Annotated in this window: 12 protein-coding genes and 2 tRNA genes; 11 read left to right on the top strand and 3 right to left on the bottom strand. The window is 66.4% G+C overall.

Annotation, left to right across the window (positions count from 1 at the left end):
- Window positions 1–132 precede the first annotated feature (132 nt).
- A complete protein-coding gene (gene clpX, locus ACG3SL_RS10610) occupies window positions 133–1,398 on the top strand; it encodes an ATP-dependent Clp protease ATP-binding subunit ClpX (protein WP_448661074.1) in 1,266 nt (421 codons plus the stop codon).
- Window positions 1,399–1,552: 154 nt separating this feature from the next.
- Window positions 1,553–2,788, top strand: coding sequence for an MgtC/SapB family protein (locus tag ACG3SL_RS10605; RefSeq protein ID WP_448661073.1), 1,236 nt, complete (start codon window positions 1,553–1,555; stop codon window positions 2,786–2,788).
- Window positions 2,789–2,801: 13 nt separating this feature from the next.
- Here the strand turns inward: ACG3SL_RS10605 and ACG3SL_RS10600 are convergent, their stop codons facing one another.
- A complete protein-coding gene (locus ACG3SL_RS10600) occupies window positions 2,802–4,493 on the bottom strand; it encodes a M1 family metallopeptidase (RefSeq protein WP_448665114.1) in 1,692 nt (563 codons plus the stop codon).
- 43 nt (window positions 4,494–4,536) lie between these two features.
- Complete coding sequence (locus ACG3SL_RS10595) at window positions 4,537–6,258, bottom strand: M1 family metallopeptidase (protein ID WP_448661072.1); 1,722 nt, start codon at window positions 6,256–6,258, stop codon at window positions 4,537–4,539.
- Between the two features lie 158 nt (window positions 6,259–6,416).
- On the opposite strand from ACG3SL_RS10595, the gene lon reads away from it, so the two are divergent.
- The 6 genes from lon to ACG3SL_RS10565 all read left to right on the top strand — a co-directional run bounded on the left by lon (window position 6,417) and on the right by ACG3SL_RS10565 (window position 15,285).
- Window positions 6,417–8,813, top strand: a complete 2,397-nt coding sequence (lon, locus tag ACG3SL_RS10590) for an endopeptidase La (protein ID WP_448661071.1) — start codon at window positions 6,417–6,419, stop codon at window positions 8,811–8,813.
- A gap of 151 nt (window positions 8,814–8,964) precedes the next feature.
- Window positions 8,965–9,237 carry an HU family DNA-binding protein gene (locus ACG3SL_RS10585; protein WP_187726877.1) on the top strand — a complete coding sequence of 91 codons (273 nt, stop codon included), beginning with the start codon at window positions 8,965–8,967 and terminating at the stop codon, window positions 9,235–9,237.
- Window positions 9,238–9,347: 110 nt separating this feature from the next.
- Window positions 9,348–9,422: transfer RNA gene (locus ACG3SL_RS10580), tRNA-Val, on the top strand.
- A gap of 136 nt (window positions 9,423–9,558) precedes the next feature.
- Complete coding sequence (locus ACG3SL_RS10575; protein ID WP_448661070.1) at window positions 9,559–10,449, top strand: DMT family transporter; 891 nt, start codon at window positions 9,559–9,561, stop codon at window positions 10,447–10,449.
- 308 nt (window positions 10,450–10,757) lie between these two features.
- Window positions 10,758–12,434 (top strand): hypothetical protein, encoded by a 1,677-nt coding sequence (locus tag ACG3SL_RS10570; protein WP_448661069.1) that lies wholly within the window; start codon window positions 10,758–10,760, stop codon window positions 12,432–12,434.
- Between the two features lie 85 nt (window positions 12,435–12,519).
- On the top strand, window positions 12,520–15,285 hold the full coding sequence (locus tag ACG3SL_RS10565) for a TonB-dependent receptor domain-containing protein (protein WP_448661068.1): 2,766 nt from the start codon (window positions 12,520–12,522) through the stop codon (window positions 15,283–15,285).
- Between the two features lie 246 nt (window positions 15,286–15,531).
- On the opposite strand, the gene ACG3SL_RS10560 is transcribed toward ACG3SL_RS10565, so the two are convergent.
- Complete coding sequence (locus ACG3SL_RS10560) at window positions 15,532–16,212, bottom strand: prolyl hydroxylase family protein (RefSeq protein ID WP_448661067.1); 681 nt, start codon at window positions 16,210–16,212, stop codon at window positions 15,532–15,534.
- A 141-nt stretch (window positions 16,213–16,353) separates the two neighbouring features.
- Between ACG3SL_RS10560 and ACG3SL_RS10555 the strand changes: the two genes are divergently transcribed.
- The 3 genes from ACG3SL_RS10555 to ACG3SL_RS10545 all read left to right on the top strand — a co-directional run bounded on the left by ACG3SL_RS10555 (window position 16,354) and on the right by ACG3SL_RS10545 (window position 18,743).
- A complete protein-coding gene (locus tag ACG3SL_RS10555) occupies window positions 16,354–17,520 on the top strand; it encodes a GspE/PulE family protein (protein WP_448661066.1) in 1,167 nt (388 codons plus the stop codon).
- A 67-nt stretch (window positions 17,521–17,587) separates the two neighbouring features.
- Window positions 17,588–17,664: transfer RNA gene (locus tag ACG3SL_RS10550), tRNA-His, on the top strand.
- A 26-nt stretch (window positions 17,665–17,690) separates the two neighbouring features.
- Complete coding sequence (locus ACG3SL_RS10545; protein WP_448661065.1) at window positions 17,691–18,743, top strand: Glu/Leu/Phe/Val family dehydrogenase; 1,053 nt, start codon at window positions 17,691–17,693, stop codon at window positions 18,741–18,743.
- Window positions 18,744–19,023: the final 280 nt, after the last annotated feature.

Genomic DNA, 19,023 nt, shown 5'->3' with positions numbered 1-19,023 from the left:
GATGGCCCGGGGCGTTCTTCCCCGGGCAATACGGAACCGCCGATGGGCAGGCCGATTTTAGATTGCCGGAATGACGCCCGCGTGTAGGATGGCGGGTGGCGATACGCGTCCGGCGCGTAAAGGATGGATTGAATGACCAAGCTCAGCGGCGGCGACTCCAAGAGCACGCTTTACTGCTCGTTCTGCGGCAAGTCGCAGCACGAGGTTCGCAAGCTCATCGCCGGGCCGACCGTTTTCATCTGCGACGAATGTGTCGAGCTCTGCAACGACATCATCCGCGAGGAAACCAAGTCGGCTCTGGTGAGCAAGAAGGACGGGGGCGTCCCCACGCCGCAGGAAATCTGCGACGTTCTGGACGACTATGTCATCGGCCAGAAGCAGGCGAAGCGCGTCCTGTCGGTGGCGGTGCACAACCACTATAAGCGACTGAACCACGGCGCGAAGGGCGCGGACGTCGAGCTGGCGAAGAGCAACATCCTGCTCGTCGGCCCCACGGGCTGCGGCAAGACGCTGCTGGCGCAGACGCTGGCGCGCATCCTCGACGTGCCGTTCACCATGGCGGATGCCACCACGCTTACCGAAGCGGGCTATGTCGGCGAGGACGTGGAGAACATCATCCTCAAGCTGCTCCAGGCATCCGACTATAATGTCGAGCGGGCGCAGCGCGGGATCGTGTACATCGACGAAATCGACAAGATTTCGCGCAAGGCCGAGAATCCCTCGATCACGCGCGACGTCTCGGGCGAGGGCGTGCAGCAGGCGCTGCTCAAGCTGATGGAAGGCACCACCGCGAGCGTGCCTCCCCAGGGCGGCCGCAAGCATCCCCAGCAGGAGTTCCTGCAGGTGGATACGACGAACATCCTGTTCATCTGTGGCGGTGCGTTCTCGGGCCTGGAAAAGATCATCGGCGATCGCCTTCAGGGCAAGTCGATCGGCTTCGGCGCCTATGTGGCCGCTCCCGAAGAGCGCCGCACCGGCGAACTGCTGCGCCAGACCGAGCCGGAGGATCTGCTCAAGTTCGGCCTGATCCCCGAATTCGTCGGCCGTCTGCCGGTGATCGCGACGCTCGAGGACCTCGACGTGACCGCGCTCATCAAGATTCTGACCGAGCCGAAGAACGCACTGGTCAAACAGTATCAGAAGCTGTTCGACATGGAGCAGGTGAAGCTCGGCTTCACCGAGGACGCGCTGACGGCGGTGTCGAAGAAGGCGATCGAGCGCAAGACCGGCGCCCGCGGCCTTCGCTCGATCCTGGAAGCGATCCTGCTCGACACGATGTTCGACCTGCCCGGCATGGACGGGGTGGACGAAGTGATGGTCGACAAGGACGTGGTGGAGGGCCGCAAGGACCCGGTCCGCGTCTATACCAAGAAGGAAAAGGCCGGCGGCGCCGCCTGACGCGCGCCTTCAGGCCCTTGCAAACAACGGACCCGGCCTCGCCCCACGGCGATGGCCGGGTTTTTGCTGTGTGCCGGGTTTTCACTGCGTAGAGTCCCGCGTTGCACAGACGGGCCCCCGCTGCCTATCGTCGTGCGTGACTGGCTTCGATCCCGTGCTTCGTGTGCTTGCGGCGGCGCTTGGCGTCGGGCTGCTGATCGGGCTTGAGCGTGGGTGGCGCCAGCGTGAGGCGTCGGACGGCACGCGCGTCAGCGGGTTTCGCACGTTCGGCCTGATCGGCCTTGCCGGCGGACTTTCCGCGCTGCTCCCCGGTGCGATCGGCGCGGTGGTGGCGGCGGGCACGATCCTCAGCGTAGTGATCGGCTATGGCGTGATGCTCCAGCGTCAGGCGAGCCTGTCGATCACGACCAGCATTGCCGCGATGATTACCTTCGGGCTTGGCGTGCTGGCGGGGCAGGGGATGGTCACGGAGGCGCTGGCGGCGGCGACCGTGGTGATGGCCGTGCTGGCATCGCGCGACCGGCTCCACGCGATGCTGAAGGGCATGTCGGAGGCCGAAGTCGAATCGGTCGCCCGCTTCGCGATCGTCGCGTTGCTCATCCTGCCGCTGCTGCCCGATCGCAGCATGGGCCCCTATGGCGCGTGGAATCCGCACGACATCTGGATGGTGGTGGTGCTGGTCCTCGGCCTGTCCTTCATCGGCTATGTCGCCGCGCGGCGGTTCGGGAGCGAGCGCAGCGTGCTGGTGCTGGCCGTGACCGGCGCGCTGGTGTCGTCCACCGCCGTGACTGCCAGCTATGCGCGGCAATTGCGATCGACCGAGGGGAATGACGCGGCGCTGACGGCGGGCATCGCACTCGCGTCGCTCGTCATGTTCGTCCGCGTCCAGCTGGTAACGTTCGCGCTGGCACCGATGGCGAGTGCGTCGCTGGCAGTGGCGATGGCGCCTGCGGTGTGCGTGGCGCTGGGCATGGCGCTATGGACGCTGCGCCGGAAAGAGGCGGGCGGGCAAAGTGCCGTGACGCTCGGCAACCCGCTCGATTTCGGTCCTGCGCTGCTGCTTGCGGGGCTGGTGGCCGTGCTGTCGGTCGTCGCCCGCTGGGCACAGATCGCGTTCGGGAATCAGGGGATCGCGGTGCTGCTGGGCGTAACGGGGATGATGGACGTGGATGCCGCCGTCCTGACGCTGGCCGGGTTCCCGCCGGGCGCGATCGACGGGCGGACGGCGGGCATCGTGCTTGCGGCCCCGATCCTTGCGAATACGGCGATCAAGGGCGTGATGGCGCTTACCATCGCCGGCGGGCGAAAGGGCGTGCGGGCATCGGCGCCGCTGTTCGCCGCCGTGGCGGCCTCGGCTGCCGGGATCGGAATCGCGGCAGCCCTGGCGTGAGCCGAAGCGCGGCTCAGTCGCCGCCACGCATCCGATATCGCTGATAGGCCTCCACTGCCGCCGACCGTTTCAGGATTCGCGATTGCGGATCGACAACGACATGCGCGCCCACCGGCACCGCTACCGAACCCTTGCCCCCGGTCATCGCCACGGTCTGCACGGTGCCGTCGACTGCGACTTCGACGGGCAGGGGGAAGGGCCTGCCGTTCGGCGTCTTCCACTGGAGCTGGAGCATCCCGTCGCTGCGCGTCTCGACCAGGTCGGGCAGCGCCGCCTCGCGCAGATACACGTCGAAGAACCAGTTCAGGTCGCGCCCGGTGACCTTGTTGACGATGGCGATATATTCCGGCGTTGTGGCGAAGCGCGGCTGGAAATTGCCCGGCCTGGGGTCCGGGCGGCCATAGATCAGCCGAGTCGTGATTTCCCAGAATGCCCGGTCGCCCACCAGGTTGCGCAGCGTGTGCAGCACCCACGCGCCCTTGTCGTAAATATCGCTGCCCGGGCCGCCATTGGCGGTTTCGTACACCTGCTCCTCGGTCATGATCCGGCCCGAGACGATCGGCGCGCTGTTCATGATCTGGTTGCGGAAATCGTCCATCATCGCGGCATAGCGCGCCTCGCCTTCGCGCCAGCGGCCGTAGAGCGGCTGCATATACTGGGCGTACCCCTCGTGCAGCCAGTAATCGTCCCAGTTCGCAGCCGACATCTGGTTGCCGAACCATTCGTGCGCCAGCTCGTGCTGGAAAATCTCGTCGAACCCGCTCGGCGTCTTCTTGTAGTTGTTGCCATAGGCGTTGATCGTCTGGTGCTCCATGCCCAGATGCGGCGTCTCGACGACGCCGACCTTCTCGTCATGCCACGGGTAAGGCCCGATATTGGCCTCGAAGAAATCGAGCGCCGGGGCGAACTCGGCGAACAGCGCGGTCGCCTTGGCGTCGCGGCCCGGCAAATACCAATAGGCCATCGGCACGGAGTAGCCGAAACGGCTGTTATAGGTACCGCTCACTTCCTTGTACGGCGCGATATTGAGCGCGACCGAATAGGGATTGGGGCTCCGCGCCTTCCAATGCCAGGTGGTACGCCCGTCGGGCAGCGTCTCCACCCGCTGGAGCACGCCGTTGGAGGGCGCCGAAAGCCCCTTGGGCACGGTGATGTGCAGGTCGACCGAGGCAGGCTCGCCCTGCGGGAAGTCGAGACAGGGCCAGAACAGGTCGCAGCCATAGCCCTCCGCCGTCGTGGCGACCCAGGGCTTGCCGTCAGGCGTCTTCGCCCACACGATGCCGTCATCCCACGGCGCGCGCACCGCGACGTGCGGGGTGCCGCCATAGACGATGCGCAGCGTCGCCCGCGCGCCCGCAGCCAAGGGGCTGGGCAGGGTTACCGCCAGCCGCCCTTCGGGGTTGGACCACGCCGTGGCGGGCAGCGCCGCGCCGTCCAGGCTGATCGCGCTGACCGGCAGATTCTTGTCGAGGTCGATCAGCAATCGCTTCTGGGGCGCGGCGGTGCGTAGCGTCAGCGTGCCCACCCCCTGCAACTGATAGGTGTCGGGCAGCACTTCGATCGCCAGATCGACATGCTCCAGCGTCAGCGCCGCCCGCTCTGCGTCGATCGGCCCTCCCGACACCTTGGTGGTCGCCGTGATCGGCGGCAGGCCCGGAGTCATCTGGGCGAACACAGGCTGTGCGACGACGAGCGCAAGCGCCATCGCTGTGGTGGCGCAGGCGCGGCGTTTCATGATGTGGTCCATCTCAGCGCTGCGGCCGCTGGCCGGCGCGCCATGCCTGTAAGGCCTCGACTGCAGCGGAACGCTTGAGAATCTTCGACCACGGATCGACGATCGCATGCGTGCCCGAGGGTACGATGATCGATCCGGTCCCGTCGGCCATGGCCAGCGTGTGGATGGTGTCGCCCACCTGCACCTCGACGGGCATCGGGAAGGGTTTGTCCCCCGGCACCTTCCAACGGAGCGCCAATTGATCGCCGCTGCGCGTCTCGACCAGTTCCGGCAAGGCGCCCTCGTACAGATACACGTCGAAGAACCACTGATAGTCCTTGCCCGTCGTCTGCTTCACAAAGGCGATGAATTCCGGCGTCGTGCGGTACAAGGGCTTGAAATTGCCCGGCCTGGGATCGGTGCGGCCATAGACGGCAAGGCGTATCGCGTCGAAAAAGGGCTTGTCGCCGATCAGGTTGCGCAACGTGTGGAGTGTCCACGAGCCCTTGTTGTAGATATCGCCGCCGCGACCATTGGGGTCTTCGTACACTTGCTCCGCGGATTGCGGTTTGCCGGCCACGATCGGCGATTTGGCACGGATGCCGTTGCGGGAATTGAGCATCATCGCCGTGTAGCGGCCCTTGCCCTCGCGCCATTCGCCGTACAGCGGCTGCATGTAGCTGCCGGTGCCCTCGTGCAGCCAGAAATCGTCCCAGTTGCTTACCGTGAGCTGGTTGGCGAACCATTCGTGCGCGAATTCATGCTGGAACAGATCGTCGAAGCCCTCCGGAGTCTTCGCATAGTTGTTGCCATAGGCGTTGATCGTCATGTGCTCCATGCCCTTGTGCGGCGTTTCGACCACGCCGAGCTTCTGGTCGCCAAAGGGGTAGGGGCCGATCACGCTTTCAAAGAAGTCGAGGGTGGGGGCGAATTCCGCGAACAGCCCCTTCGCCTTGGCTTCCTCGCCGGGGAGATGCCAGTAGAACATGGGTATCTCGTTTCCGAACCGGCTTTTGTAGATGCCGGAAATTTCCTCGTAAGGGCCGACGTTCAGCGCGATGCCGTACAGCGTCGGGTTGGTGACGTGCCAGTTCCAGGTGGTGCGGCCGTCGGCGAGCGTATCAACGCCCTTCAGCACCCCGTTCGACGGCGCCTTCAGCCCCTTTGGCACGGTGATGTGGAGGTCGATGAAATCGGGCTCATAGGTCGGATAGTCGATGCAGGGCCAGAACAGGTCGCATCCTTCCATCTGCACTGCCGTGGCGACCCAGGGCTGCCCAGCCGGCGTCTTTGCCCAGACGAAGCCGCCGTCCCATGGCGCACGCACGGCGATATGCGGCGTGCCGCCATAGGTGATCGCGGCGGTCACCTTCGCTCCGGCAGCCACGGTCTTCCCCAGCGCGATGGTAAGCCGGCCTTGCGGATTGCTCCAGCTGCCGGGCTTGAGCGCGCGACCGTCGATCGAGACCGCAGTGACGGGAAGATTGCGATCCAGATCGATGACCAGCGACCGGACCGGGGCCTTTGCGACGAAGCGGAGCGTGCCGACGCCCCGAATCGACTGGCTGTCCGGAAGAATCTCTATCCGCAGATCCGCACTCGCGAGGCGCAACTTTTCCTGCACCGGGTCCAGCGGCCCGCCCGAACTGCTCGTCTGCGCGGTGATGGGCGGCTCTCCCGGCTTTATCTGTGCTTCGGCCGGGGCGGCTACTCCTGCGAGGATCGATGCCGCGAGCGCTAGAGTCGTACGAATCATTGCGTCCTTCGTTCTGGTGGGCGGAGTGGGGCCGTGCGGCCCCGCCGGGGTGGCGTGAACAGCAAAGCGAGCGACGTTAATGCGCATCACGATTGATGCGGCTGGCGCGGCACCCATATATAGTGGAAACAAGGGGCCGCTCGGGCCCGGGAGTATTCATGAAGCAGTCTTATCCTGTCCTGCCGCTTCGCGACATCGTCGTCTTTCCGCACATGATCGTGCCGCTGTTCGTCGGCCGCGACAAGTCGGTGGCGGCGCTGGAAGCGGCAATGGCCGACGACAAGGAGATTTTCCTGGTCGCACAGCTCGATCCGGCCGAGGACGATCCTGGTCGCGAGGACCTGTACGACACCGGCGTCTCCGCCGAAGTGCTCCAGCTGCTCAAGCTGCCCGACGGCACCGTGCGCGTGCTGGTGGCGGGCAAGGAGCGCGGCCAGCTCCGCTCGGTCGAGGAGACGGGCGCGTACCTCACCGCCACGGTCGATTCGGTCGCGGAAGAGGAAGCCGAGGGTTCCGAGGTCCAGGCACTGATGCGCTCGGTCGTGGACCAGTTCGAGAATTACGCGAAGCTCAACCGCAAGCTGCCGTCCGAGACGGCGGTGCAACTGGGCGAGCTCGACGATGCGTCGCGCCTGGCGGACGCAGTCGCCGCCAACATCGCGGTCAAGGTCGCCGACAAGCAGTCTCTGCTGGTCGAGGCCAATCCCCAGAAGCGGCTCGAGATGGTGTTCGCCTTCATGGAGGGCGAGCTGGGCGTGCTGCAGGTCGAGAAAAAGATCCGCAGCCGCGTGAAGCGCCAGATGGAGAAGACCCAGCGCGAATATTACCTCAACGAGCAGTTGAAGGCGATCCAGCGCGAGCTGGGTAACGAAGGCGAGGAAGGCGATGGCGACGAGGTCGCCGAGCTGACGCAGAAGATCGCCACGCTCAAGCTGTCGAAGGAAGCCCGGACCAAGGCGACCGCCGAGCTGAAGAAGCTCAAGACCATGGCGCCGATGAGCGCCGAGGCGACGGTGGTGCGCAACTATCTCGATGTGCTGCTGGGCCTGCCCTGGGGCAAGAAGTCGAAGCTGAAGCGCGACCTGGTCGAAGCCGAGGACGTGCTCAACGGCGATCATTATGCGCTGGAGAAGGTCAAGGACCGGATCATCGAGTATCTCGCGGTCCAGGCCCGCACCAACAAGCTGAAGGGGCCGATCCTGTGCCTCGTCGGGCCTCCCGGCGTGGGCAAGACCAGCCTGGGCAAGAGCATCGCCAAGGCCACGGGCCGTGAGTTCATCCGCCAGTCGCTGGGCGGCGTGCGTGACGAAGCCGAGATTCGCGGCCACCGCCGCACCTATATCGGCTCGCTGCCGGGCAAGATCGTGACGAACCTGAAAAAGGCCGGCACCGCGAACCCGCTGTTCCTGCTCGACGAGATCGACAAGCTGGGCCAGGATTTCCGCGGCGATCCGGCCTCGGCGCTGCTCGAAGTGCTCGACCCCGAACAGAACAGCAAGTTCAACGACCATTATCTGGAGATCGACATCGATCTGTCGGACGTGATGTTCGTGTGCACGGCCAACTCGCTGAACCTGCCCCAGCCGCTGCTCGATCGCATGGAGATCATCCGGCTGGAGGGCTATACCGAGGACGAGAAGGTCGAGATCGCCGAGCGGCACCTGATCGCGAAGCAGATCGACGCCCATGGCCTGAAGGAAGGCGAGTTCACGCTCACCAACGATGGGCTGCGCGCTCTCATCCAGAAGTACACCCGCGAGGCGGGCGTGCGCACGCTGGAGCGCGAGATCGCCCGGCTGGCGCGCAAGGCGCTGCGCCAGATCCTGGAGGGCAAGCGCGAAAGCGTGAAGATCACGCCGGAGAACCTGCATGAATATGCGGGCGTGCCCAAGTTCCGCCACGGGCTGGGCGAGGAGGAGCACCAGATCGGTGCGGTCACCGGGCTCGCCTGGACCGAAGTGGGCGGCGAATTGCTGACCATCGAAAGCGTGACCGTTCCCGGCAAGGGCGCGATCAAGACCACGGGCAAGCTGGGCGACGTGATGAAGGAATCGGTCGAGGCCGCGTTCAGCTTCGTCAAGGCACGCTCGCCCTCCTACGGGATCAAGCCGAGCCTGTTCGGGCGCAAGGACATCCATGTCCACTTGCCCGAAGGCGCGGTGCCCAAGGACGGACCGTCGGCGGGCATCGGGCTGGTCACGTCCATCGTCTCGACGCTCACCGGCGTGCCGGTGCGGCGCGAAGTCGCGATGACGGGCGAAGTGACGCTGCGCGGCCGCGTGCTGCCGATCGGTGGGCTGAAGGAAAAGCTGCTCGCCGCGCTGCGCGGGGGCATCAAGACCGTGCTGATCCCCGAGGAGAACGAGAAGGATCTCGTAGAAATCCCCGCCAACATCCGGGAGGGGCTGGAGATCATTCCGGTGAAGCATGTCGACGAGGTTCTGCGGCTGGCGCTGACCGGCCCGCTGACCGCGATCGATTGGACCGATGCCGACGATCTGGCGGCGCAACCGCCGGCGGGCGTGCCCAGCGTCGGAGACGCCGTGCACCACTGAGTTCGTCGTTTACCATTGAGGTCGCCCATCTTTTTCGACAAGATGCGTGGCCCAAGGGTTTGACAGCGGCGGCACCGGCGTGCTGACTGGCACACCGGCTTGCCGCCGCGACTCATTCACGCACGCACACGACTCAGGGGGATCCATCCACATGAACAAGCAAGAGCTGATCGGTCAGGTTGCCGACACGTCCGGGCTGGGCAAGGGCGATGCGAGCAAGGCTGTTGAAGCCGTGTTCGACGCCATCTCCGCCGCGCTCAAAAAGGGCGACGAAGTGCGCTTGGTCGGCTTCGGCACCTTCTCCGTCAGCAAGCGCAAGGCCTCGACCGGCCGCAATCCCCGCACTGGCGAGGAAATGACGATCAAGGCATCCAACCAGCCCAAGTTCAAGGCCGGCAAGGGCCTGAAGGACTCGGTCAACTAATCCGACGCGGGCAGGGCGGGCGCGTCGTTTCCAAAAACGACGTGAAGGGGCTGGACAGACCTTTTCCCTCCGCCTAAAGGCCCGCTTCCCGTTTCGGTCGCAAGACCAACGGGCGCGTAGCTCAGTGGTAGAGCACTGTGTTCACACCGCAGGGGTCGCTGGTTCAATCCCAGCCGCGCCCACCATGTACGGAAAAGCCCGTTGATCCCCGGATCGGCGGGCTTTTTTGTGCTTCATCGCGCCTATCGCACGGCGCGCCCGCCCGGTAAGCGGCGCGCGGATCCCGCGCAGCGTTGCGCGGGAGTGGCAGGGGGTTTGCGCGTGGTATTGGCCTGGGCAACGGCGACGGTGGTGGCATCCGCGTTTCAGGTGGGGCGCAACGCGCTTCAGCGCGGGCTTGTGTCGCGCACCGGGCCCTGGGGGGCGACGCTGGTGCGCTTCCTGTTCGGGCTGCCCTTCTCGCTGGCCTTCACGCTGGGCGCGGTGGTGATGAGCGGCGCGCTTCATCCGCAGTTCGGCTGGCTCTTCTGGTGGCCCGCGCTTGCCGGTGCGACGGCACAGGTGCTCGCGACCGCCGCGCTGTTGATGGCGATGCACCATGCGGGTTTCGCGGTCGGCACGGCGCTTCAGCAGAGTTCGGTGCCGCTCGCGGCGCTGGCCGGGTTGCTGGTGTTCGGCGACAACCTCAGCGCGCTCGGCTGGGCCGGGGTGGCGGTGACCACGGCCGGCCTCGCCATCCTGGTCTGGCCGAAGCGGCTGGACGAGGGGGCGCATCCCCTGCGCGGCATCGTGTACGGCGTGGTTTCCGGGCTGTGCTTCGGCTTTGCGCTCAATGCGTTCCGCCATGCCGGGGTGCGGCTCGAGCCCGCGCACCCGTTCTTCGCGGCGGTCGCGTGCGTATCGATCGTCCAGGCGATTCAGGCACTCGCCCTGACGGCGTATCTGGCGGCGCGCGATCGCGCGGCGCTGATCGCGGTGTTCGCGGGCTGGCGGGAGTCGCTCGGCGCGGGCTTTTGCGGAGCATGCGCATCGACGGGCTGGTTCTTCGCGCTCAACCTCGCCCCGGCGGCGGCGGTGCGCTCGCTGGGCGTCGTGGAAATGCCGATGGCGGCATTCGCCGGGCACCGCCTGTTCCGCGAAGGGCTGACGCTGCGGCAGGTGGTAGGGGTGCTGACCGTAGCCATTGGCGTGGCGATGACTGCGGGGCTCTAACGTGCCTTAAAGAGCGTTTGGAAATTCGCGAAAGAGCGAAATGCGCCACGGCGCATTTCCACACAGGCGCTCACCGGCCCCTCCGCACGATTTGTATAATCTGCGCACGCGGCGCCCTAACGGAGCGTTGCGTTCGGGCAACACTGCCATCGTACTGTAATATTACAGACTTTTGTTTGTCTCCAAACACTCGCCGTCGAGTCATGCAAGCCCCGTAGCGCGGCCCTCGAGATCGACAGGGGGCAACCGAGTCGATCCCGTCCAATCGCCCACCGCGCAAAACCGGCGTCCGCCGGAACGGAGAATTTATGGCAAGCTTCAAACGCCTCGGCCTTATCCTGATGACCAGCTGTGCGGGCGCCGCGCTTTCGGCGTGCGACGGCGCGCTGAGCGTCGCGTCGCCGGGCGAAGGCGTCGTTGTCGTTCCCGCGCCGGCACCGGCCCCCGCGCCGACGCCGACCCCTGCAACCCCGACCCCGACCCCGGGTACGCCTGCGGCTTCGTGCCCGACCGGCTACACCGATGTCGGCGTGATCGGCAGCTTCCGCGGGTGCCGCCTGCCGTCGCTCATCACCGGCAACACCACGCTGGCGAAGCTTCCGGGCGTTGCGTACGAAATCAACGGTCGCGTCGATGTGGGCATCGACCTGGGCGGCGCGGGCAGCGCACCGGGCGGCCAGAGCGCCATCCTGACGATCCAGCCGGGCGTCGTGCTTTATGCCAACACCACCAACGCCGATAACGACTTCATGATCGTCAATCGCGGCTCGCGCATCCTGGCCGAGGGCACCGAGACGCTGCCGATCATCTTCACGTCGCAGCAGAACATCGCCGGCACCGCGACCGACGAGTCGCAGGGCCAGTGGGGCGGCGTCATCCTCGCCGGTCGCGCGCCGATCTCGAACTGCAACCTGTCGGGCGTCACCGGCGGCACTGCGGCGTGCGAGAACGTCGTGGAAGGCACCGGCACCGCACTGTACGGCGGCAACGCGCCGGCGGACAACAGTGGCACGTTCCGCTATGTCCAGATCCGCTATTCGGGCAGCGTGATCGCAGAGGGCGTCGAGCTGCAGGGCCTGACGCTGGGCGGCACCGGCTATGGCACGACGATCGACCACGTCCAGGTCCACAACTCGTCGGACGACGGCATCGAGATCTTCGGTGGCCGCACCAACCTGAAGAACCTGGTCATGACCGGCGCGGACGACGACAGCCTCGACTATGACGTCGGCTATCGCGGCCTGATGCAGTTCGTTCTGGCGGTGCAGAAGCCGACCAACACCCAGACCGACAACTACATGATCGAAGTCGATTCGAACGGTGGCGAAGACGCGCTGCCCCGCACCTGGGGCCAGATCGCCAACTTCACGTTCATCCAGACGACGAGCGCAACCAACGCCTCGATGCGGATCCGTGGCGGCGCCGACAATCGCCTGGTCAACGGCATCGTCGTGACGCCGAACGCCTGCCTCAACATCGTTGCGGGCGCCGATGCCGGCGGCAAGACCACGATCCGCGCCGCGGATTCGACGCCGTCGACCACGTCGCCGAGCGCGGCGGAATCGCTGGGTGCGCTTCAGGACTTCGGCCCGCCGATGTTCAACTCGATCTACTTCGCCTGCGGCACCAACAAGTATGCGGCAAGCACCGTCAACGGCGTGACCGTGAGCGCGGCCGAGCAGCAGGCGATCGTCGAGGCAGCGGCCAACAACGTCACCATCGGCGGCACGTCGGCCGACGCAGTGACCGGCGGCTATCTGCGCGGCACCGGCGCGGCGGCGATGACGGCGGTCAACCCCGCCAACTACAACCCGCAGCCGGCGTCGGGCCTGGCGGCGTTCTTCGTTCCCACCACCTTCCTGGGCGCGATCGGCCCGGACAGCACGGCGAACGATTTCGACACCTGGTACCAGCGTTGGACCTGCAACTCGAACCGGGCGAACTTCGGCTCGACCAGCGCGAGCTGCACGGCCGTTCCGAACTGAACCCGAGCGGACTGAGCGGAGCGGCGCCGCGTGCGCCGCTCCGTTTCCGTACCTTTTTTCCGAACTCTTCGACCCGGAACCAGACATGAGAACCCAGCTCGCATTCGGAAGCCTGCTCCTCGCCACGTCGCAGATGGTCGCGCCCGCGGCACTCGCGCAGGCGGCCGGCGGTGCCCAGACGACGCCGCCCGCAACCAGCGTCGCGGCCCCCACCACGCCGCAGGAAAGCAGCGCCGAATCGACCGAGCAGCAGGTTGAGACCTCGACTCCGGGCGTGGAGCTGAACGACACGCAGGACATCGTCGTCGTCGGGCGCAACGTGCCCAACGTGGTGCGCGCCACGCCGCAGGTGGTGTCGGTGCTGTCGACCCAGGATATCGCACGCACGGGCGAAGGCGACATTGCGGGCGCGCTCCAGCGCGTCAGCGGCCTTTCGGTCGTCGGCAACGGCTTCGTGTTCGTGCGCGGCCTGGGCGACCGCTATTCCTCGTCGCTGCTCAACGGATCGCCGCTGCCCAGCCCCGAGCCGCTGCGCCGCGTGGTGCCGCTCGACATCTTCCCGACCAACGTGATCGCGTCGGCGCTGGTGCAGAAGAGCTATTCGGTCAATTATCCGGGCGAATTCGGCGGCGGCGTCATCAACCTGACGACGCGCGCGGTGCCCAAGGAACGTTTCTTCCAGATGGGCGCCTCGTTCGGCTGGGATACGTTCACCACCGACAATCACGGCTATACCTATGACGGCGGTCGCGCCGACTGGTTCGGCTATGACAGCGGCGAGCGCAAGGTGCCGCAGGTCATCAAGGACGCCGGACGCAATCGCACCGCCGTGCTCAAGTCCAGCCAGATCCTCGACCTGACCAACGCGCAGACGACGCTGGTTTTCGATCACCCACACATCCCGCCCAACCTCAGCTTCGAGACCAGCCTGGGCGGTTCTGCCGATATCGGTTCGGTGCGCGTCGGCCTGATCGCCGCAGGCGGGCTGAACAATTCGTGGCGCACCCGCGACGCGATCCAGCAATTCTCGATCGACAATGACGGCCAGCTGTCGCGCGATTTCCACACGATCACCACCGACAACCGCGTGATCGTCAACGGGCTGGTCGGCCTGGGCGCCGAGTTCGGCGAACACAAGGTCCGCTGGACCAACCTGTACATCCACGACACGATCAAGCAGGCGAGCATTGGCGTCGGCGGGCAGGGCAACAACTTCGACGTCGTCAACGGCAAGCAGCCTTTTTACGACCAGAACACTGCCTGGTTCGAGCGCCAGCTGATCAATTCGCAGCTTGCGGGCGAATTCCGCTTCGACGACCTCAGCCTCGACGTGCGCGGCGGCTATGCCAACACCAAGCGCAAGGCGCCGTACGAGCGCAGCTTCCGCTATCAGTATCTGCAGTCGATCTTTTCGACTCCGGTGAACGATTATGTGAACACGCTCAGCACGCTGACCCCCGCGACGATCGCGTTCAGCGACCTGAACGAGGATCTGTGGTCGGGCCAGGCCGATCTGAGCTACAAGCTCGACGTCGGCTTCCCGATGTCGCTGTCGTGGGGCTATTATTACAGCGACACGAAGCGCACTTCGAGCCGCTACCAGTTCCAGTATTTCGGCCCGAACGGCTCGTCGCTGCCGCTGGTGCTGGGCCAACTGCGCCCCGATTACCTGCTGTCGGACGACACGATCCTGAACGGCTGCACGCGCTTCATTCCGGGCTATACCGATGCGGGCAACTGCATCGAGCTGCGCAACACCACCGCGAATTCGGGCGCGGCGGAATATACCGCCGGGCTGCGCGTTCAGGCCGGCTATATCCAGACCGAGATCGAGCCGATCGACCGCATCCGCGCCACGCTGGGCGTGCGCTATGAGGACGGGCGCGAGACGGTGGACACCAACACCGCGCTCAACACGCGGCTGAACAACGATTACTGGCTACCCGCCGCGACGCTGACCTGGACGGCGGCGCCCGACCTCCAGATCCGCTTCCACGGATCGAAGACGATCGCGCGCCCGCAGTTCCGCGAGCTCGCGCCGCAGCTCTACACCGATTACGAGAGCAACCGGCAGTTCTTCGGCAACCCGCTGCTCAACGATTCGAAGCTCTACAACCTCGAAATGCGCGGCGAATGGTTCTTCGCGCGCGAACAGCGCATCACGCTGGCCGGCTTCATCAAGAAGATCGACAAGCCTATCGAGACCGTCGCCTTCTTCCCCGGCGGCGCGACCACGCCGCAGGTCGGCTTCTCCTATGCCCCGAGCGCCCGGCTGTACGGCGGCGAGATCGAGGCAGTGAAGTACATCAACCTCGACGGGCTGGGTGACGGGCCGTTCTGGAGCGGGCGCCGCCTGATGATCCAGGCGAACTACACCTACACCAAGTCCGAGCTGCAGGTCGGCGACCAGCTGGTGCCGAGCCCGCTACAGGGTGCGGTGGCGAGCTATGTGAAGGCGAGCAACCTGTTCGTCGATGGCGACCCGCTGGTCGGCCAGTCGGATCACGTCGCCAATTTCCAGCTGGGGCTGGAGGATCGCGACGCGCTGTCGCAGCTGACCTTCCTGGTCAACTATGCCAGCAAGCGCGTGACCAATCGCGGCCCCGTGCCGCCGTCGGGCACCGGCATTCCCGAGCCGAACATCGTCGAGGATCCGGGCGTCCGCTTCGACGTGGTGCTGCGCCAGGGCTTCAAGCTGGTCGGCACCGAGTTCGAGCTGAAGATCGAAGCGCGCAACCTTACCGCGCAGCGGTATCAGGAATATCAGGTGTTCCCGAACGGCGTGCGCCGCGAAGTGAACACCTATGACCTGGGCCGCACCTTCTCGATCGGCCTCAGCGCGACCTTCTGATCCGCGTCACCGCGACGGAAAATGGCGGGGCGGGCATCCACCGGGATGCCCGCCCCGTGGTGTGTTAAGGCGTTCCTGCCAAGTGGGACGGATGAGACCGCATAACCCCTCATCCGTCACCCCGGCGAAAGCCGGGGTCCATTGGGGCCTAGCTGGCGGCGCTCGCGGAGACCTACAGGGGGCCGACCCCGGCTTCCGCCGGGATGACGCCGTCAGGCAGGGCGCGCCGTACCAACGCGCCCGGTATCACCACCCCCAGGGGCGCATCCGGAACCATTGGGTAATGACGTATTTCGTCCCCGCGCGGACTTTCATCGCATGGTGGATGGTCGAGGGGTTGGGGCTGCCGTCGGGCCGCAGGTTGTTCCACGCGAGCAGCTTGCCGACTTCGGGCTGGACCAGCTTGTCGATCGCCTTGAACCGCGTCGCGCCGCCCGCCTCGACTTCGTTGAGGTACAGCATCACCGTCCAGGTCCGCTGGCCCGACACGCTGCAATATTTCTCGTAATCCTGCCCCTGCGGCTCGAAATAGTCGGTGTGCGCCTTGAACTCCTGGCCCACGGCATAGCGCTGGCCCTGCATCGGCTCGCCATGCGTGGGATCGAGCCCGGTAAGCGCGATGATCCGCCGCTTCAGCTCGACGGTCAGCGCGTCCTCGGGGTCCAGGTCGCACGTCTCGCTGGTGCGGAAGGCATAGTCGCCATTGGCATCGGCGATCGTCGACGGGCGGCGCTTGGCGTCGATCCGCTGCATCAGCAGCGTGCACAGCTCGGGCTCGAGGAAATTCTTGGCGACGAACAGCGCGACCTTGGGGTTCGGCACCCGCTGGATGCCGGGCCAGCGCAGGATGTGTTCGATCACGGGCTCGGACGGGTGCCCCGGCCCCAGATTGGGGAGCGAAGGCGCGGTATCGGTCAGGCTCGACATGCGATCCTTTCTGCCCGCTTGCCGCGCCGGATTCCAGTGGGCGCAGCGTCGTCACGCATGCGTCATAATACCGCAAGATACCTGTCATAGCCTGTCCCTAGCCCGATAAGGTCCGGAAAAAGGGCGGAAGAAGGGGGACGCATGGACCTGGATCTCGACGCAGGCACAGCCGCCGCAGGACAGACTGCCGCGCAGCCGCGCCGCCGCGAGGGGCCGGTGGGGCAGGGGACGCTCGACATGCTGCTCGACGTGGCATTCGCGCGGGGTGCCTCGCACCTTCATTTCGAACCGACCGGCAAGGAACTGGTGGCCAGCGTCCGCGCCGGTGGGGCGCTCGCCGAACTCGTGCGGCTTACCCGCGAGGAAGCGCGGCGCGTGAACGACGCAGTGGCGACTCGCGTGGGGGCAGGCACGGGCATCGCGCATGATCGCGGGACGATCGGCTTTTCCGGGCTGGTGACGCGCGACGGCCTGCGCACCGTGTTGCGCCTGCCGGCGGCAGAGGCGGGTGATTCGACGCTGGCGGCGCTGGGCATGCGCGCGCCGATGGTCGCGGCGTTGCAGGGGGCGACGGCGCGCAGTGGATTGATCCTGCTTGCCGGCACGCCGGGTTCCGGCACCACCACGACGCTGCGCGCGCTGCTGCGCGGGCTGGCGGGCGGGCGGCGCACCATGTTGTCGATCGAAGCGGTGCCCGGCCCCCGAATCGCCGGCGTCGCGCAGGCGGCGCTGGGCGCATCGCTTTCCGCCGGCGAGGCGCTTCGCCAGGCGATCGACCACGATATCGACGTGATCGGCATCGACGGCATCGGCGATCGCGAAACCGCCGGGCTGGCGGTGGAGGCGGCGCAGGCGGGGTTGCTGGTGATCGCCACGGTCGCTGCCGCCGATGCCGTCAGCGCGATTCGCGCGCTGCGGGAGTGGCGAATCGGATCGTTCGCGCTCGCCTCCACGCTGAACGCCGTGGTCGCCCAGCGGCTGGTGCGGCGGCTATGCCCCGCGTGCCGGATTCCGGTGCAGGCGCAGGGATCGGTGTCGGCGCTGCTGGGATTCGATACCGGGGCAATCGTCTATTCGCCGGTCGGATGCCCGGCGTGCCGGGGCAGCGGCTTTGCCGGCGATGTCGCGGTGTTCGAGGCGATCCAGGTCGATCCGGCGATCCGTCGGCTGATCAACGATGGCGGCGACGAATCGATTCTGGCCCGCCATGCCTTTGTTCGCGCACCGAATCTTGGTTCGGCGGCGCGCGCGCTGGTGCGCGAGGGCGTGACCGTCCCCGAAGAGGCGGTGCGGGTTTCGCGCGGATAGAATGCGAAAAAGCTGCGCAACAACCTTGCGCAAAGCTTTTGCCGACGCTAAGCGCGCTTCCTCCACGGCGACCGTAGTTCAATTGGTTAGAGCGTCGGCTTGTGATGCCGGAAGTTGCGGGTTCAAGTCCCGTCGGTCGCCCCATTTCTTCCACAGCCTCGGACCCGCCCATGCTCACCGACTGGGGTTTCCCCGATTTCGACGACCATGAGGGCGTCCACCTGTTCACCGATCGCGAATCGGGACTGAGCGCCGTCATTGCGGTACATTCGAGCGCGCTGGGGCCGGCCGCCGGAGGCGTGCGCTTCTGGCACTATGCCGACCATCGCGCCGCGATCACCGACGCGCTGCGCCTGTCGCGCGGCATGAGCTACAAGAACGCGATGGCCAACCTGCCGATGGGCGGGGGCAAGGGCGTGGTGCTGGCCGACAAGCCGGGCGCCGAGATCACCACCGCGCAGCTCGAGGCATTTGGCCGCGCAGTCGAATCGCTGGGCGGGCTGTATGTGACGGCCGAGGATGTCGGCATGTCCGAAGCCCGGATGAAGGTCGTCGCGACCCAGACCAAGCATGTCTCCGGCCTGCCGGTGGCGGCGGGCAGCGCGGGCGGCGATCCCGGCCCGGTGACGGCGCGCGGCGTCTATCTTGGCATCTGCGCGGCGGCGAAGCGCGGGCTGGGCGCCGCGTCGATGGCTGGCGTGCGCGTCGCGATTCAGGGCGTGGGCTCGGTCGGCGGCGGCGTCGCCCGGCTGCTCGCGGCGGACGGCGCGAAGCTGGTGCTGGCCGACGTCAACGCCGAGCGGGCGAAGGCGCTCGCGGCGGAACTGGGCGCCGAGGCCGCCGACGCGGCGGCGATCGCCACGCTGGAAACCGACATCTTCAGCCCCAACGCGCTGGGCGCGATCCTGACCGAAACGTCGATCCCGGCACTGCGGTGCAAGGTCGTGGCGGGCGGCGCGAACAACCAGCTCGCGACGCGCGCGGACGGCAAGCTGCTGCACGATCGCGGCATCCTGTACGCGCCCGACTATGTCATCAACGCCGGCGGCATCATCAATGTCGGGCTCGAATATCTGGGCCAGGGCGACCGCGCCGAAGTCGACGCGCGCGTCAGCCGCATCCCCGATCGCCTGGTCGAAGTGTGGGACGAAAGCGACCGCACCGGCGACCCGCAGAGCGACGTCGCAGACCGGATCGCGCAGCGGCTGATCGGCCGGGGCTGATCGCAGGAAAATCGAAAAAGGGGCGGGCAGGGATATCTGGCCGCCCCTTTTTCATTCAATACTTTCGCTTCCGCCCTGCGGCAGGGAATGCTCGGGATGCATCCGGGATTGAACCGCCTGAGATCCCGGCTTTCGCCGGGATGACGGGGTTGGTGGCGTCCGTCCGTCGCCCGCTTGCGGGACTCTGTCCCCCTCCCGCACGCGGGAGGGGTTAGGGGAGGGGCCGCGACTTCGCGGCGCTTCTTCTACCTCAGGCCCTCCCCGACCCTCCCGCAAGCGG

Source organism: Sphingomonas degradans (assembly GCF_053502645.1).
The sequence above is the reverse complement of the archived record's forward strand: the minus strand, read 5'-3'. Positions and strand labels throughout refer to the sequence as shown.

Coding starts and splice junctions, on each gene's coding strand:
- clpX (WP_448661074.1), top strand. CDS start 133: ATGACCAAGCTCAGCGGCGGCGACTCCAAGAGCACGCTTTACTGCTCG.
- ACG3SL_RS10600 (WP_448665114.1), bottom strand. CDS start 4,493: ATGGCGCTTGCGCTCGTCGTCGCACAGCCTGTGTTCGCCCAGATGACT.
- ACG3SL_RS10595 (WP_448661072.1), bottom strand. CDS start 6,258: ATGATTCGTACGACTCTAGCGCTCGCGGCATCGATCCTCGCAGGAGTA.
- lon (WP_448661071.1), top strand. CDS start 6,417: ATGAAGCAGTCTTATCCTGTCCTGCCGCTTCGCGACATCGTCGTCTTT.
- ACG3SL_RS10585 (WP_187726877.1), top strand. CDS start 8,965: ATGAACAAGCAAGAGCTGATCGGTCAGGTTGCCGACACGTCCGGGCTG.
- ACG3SL_RS10570 (WP_448661069.1), top strand. CDS start 10,758: ATGGCAAGCTTCAAACGCCTCGGCCTTATCCTGATGACCAGCTGTGCG.
- ACG3SL_RS10565 (WP_448661068.1), top strand. CDS start 12,520: ATGAGAACCCAGCTCGCATTCGGAAGCCTGCTCCTCGCCACGTCGCAG.
- ACG3SL_RS10560 (WP_448661067.1), bottom strand. CDS start 16,212: ATGTCGAGCCTGACCGATACCGCGCCTTCGCTCCCCAATCTGGGGCCG.
- ACG3SL_RS10555 (WP_448661066.1), top strand. CDS start 16,354: ATGGACCTGGATCTCGACGCAGGCACAGCCGCCGCAGGACAGACTGCC.
- ACG3SL_RS10545 (WP_448661065.1), top strand. CDS start 17,691: ATGCTCACCGACTGGGGTTTCCCCGATTTCGACGACCATGAGGGCGTC.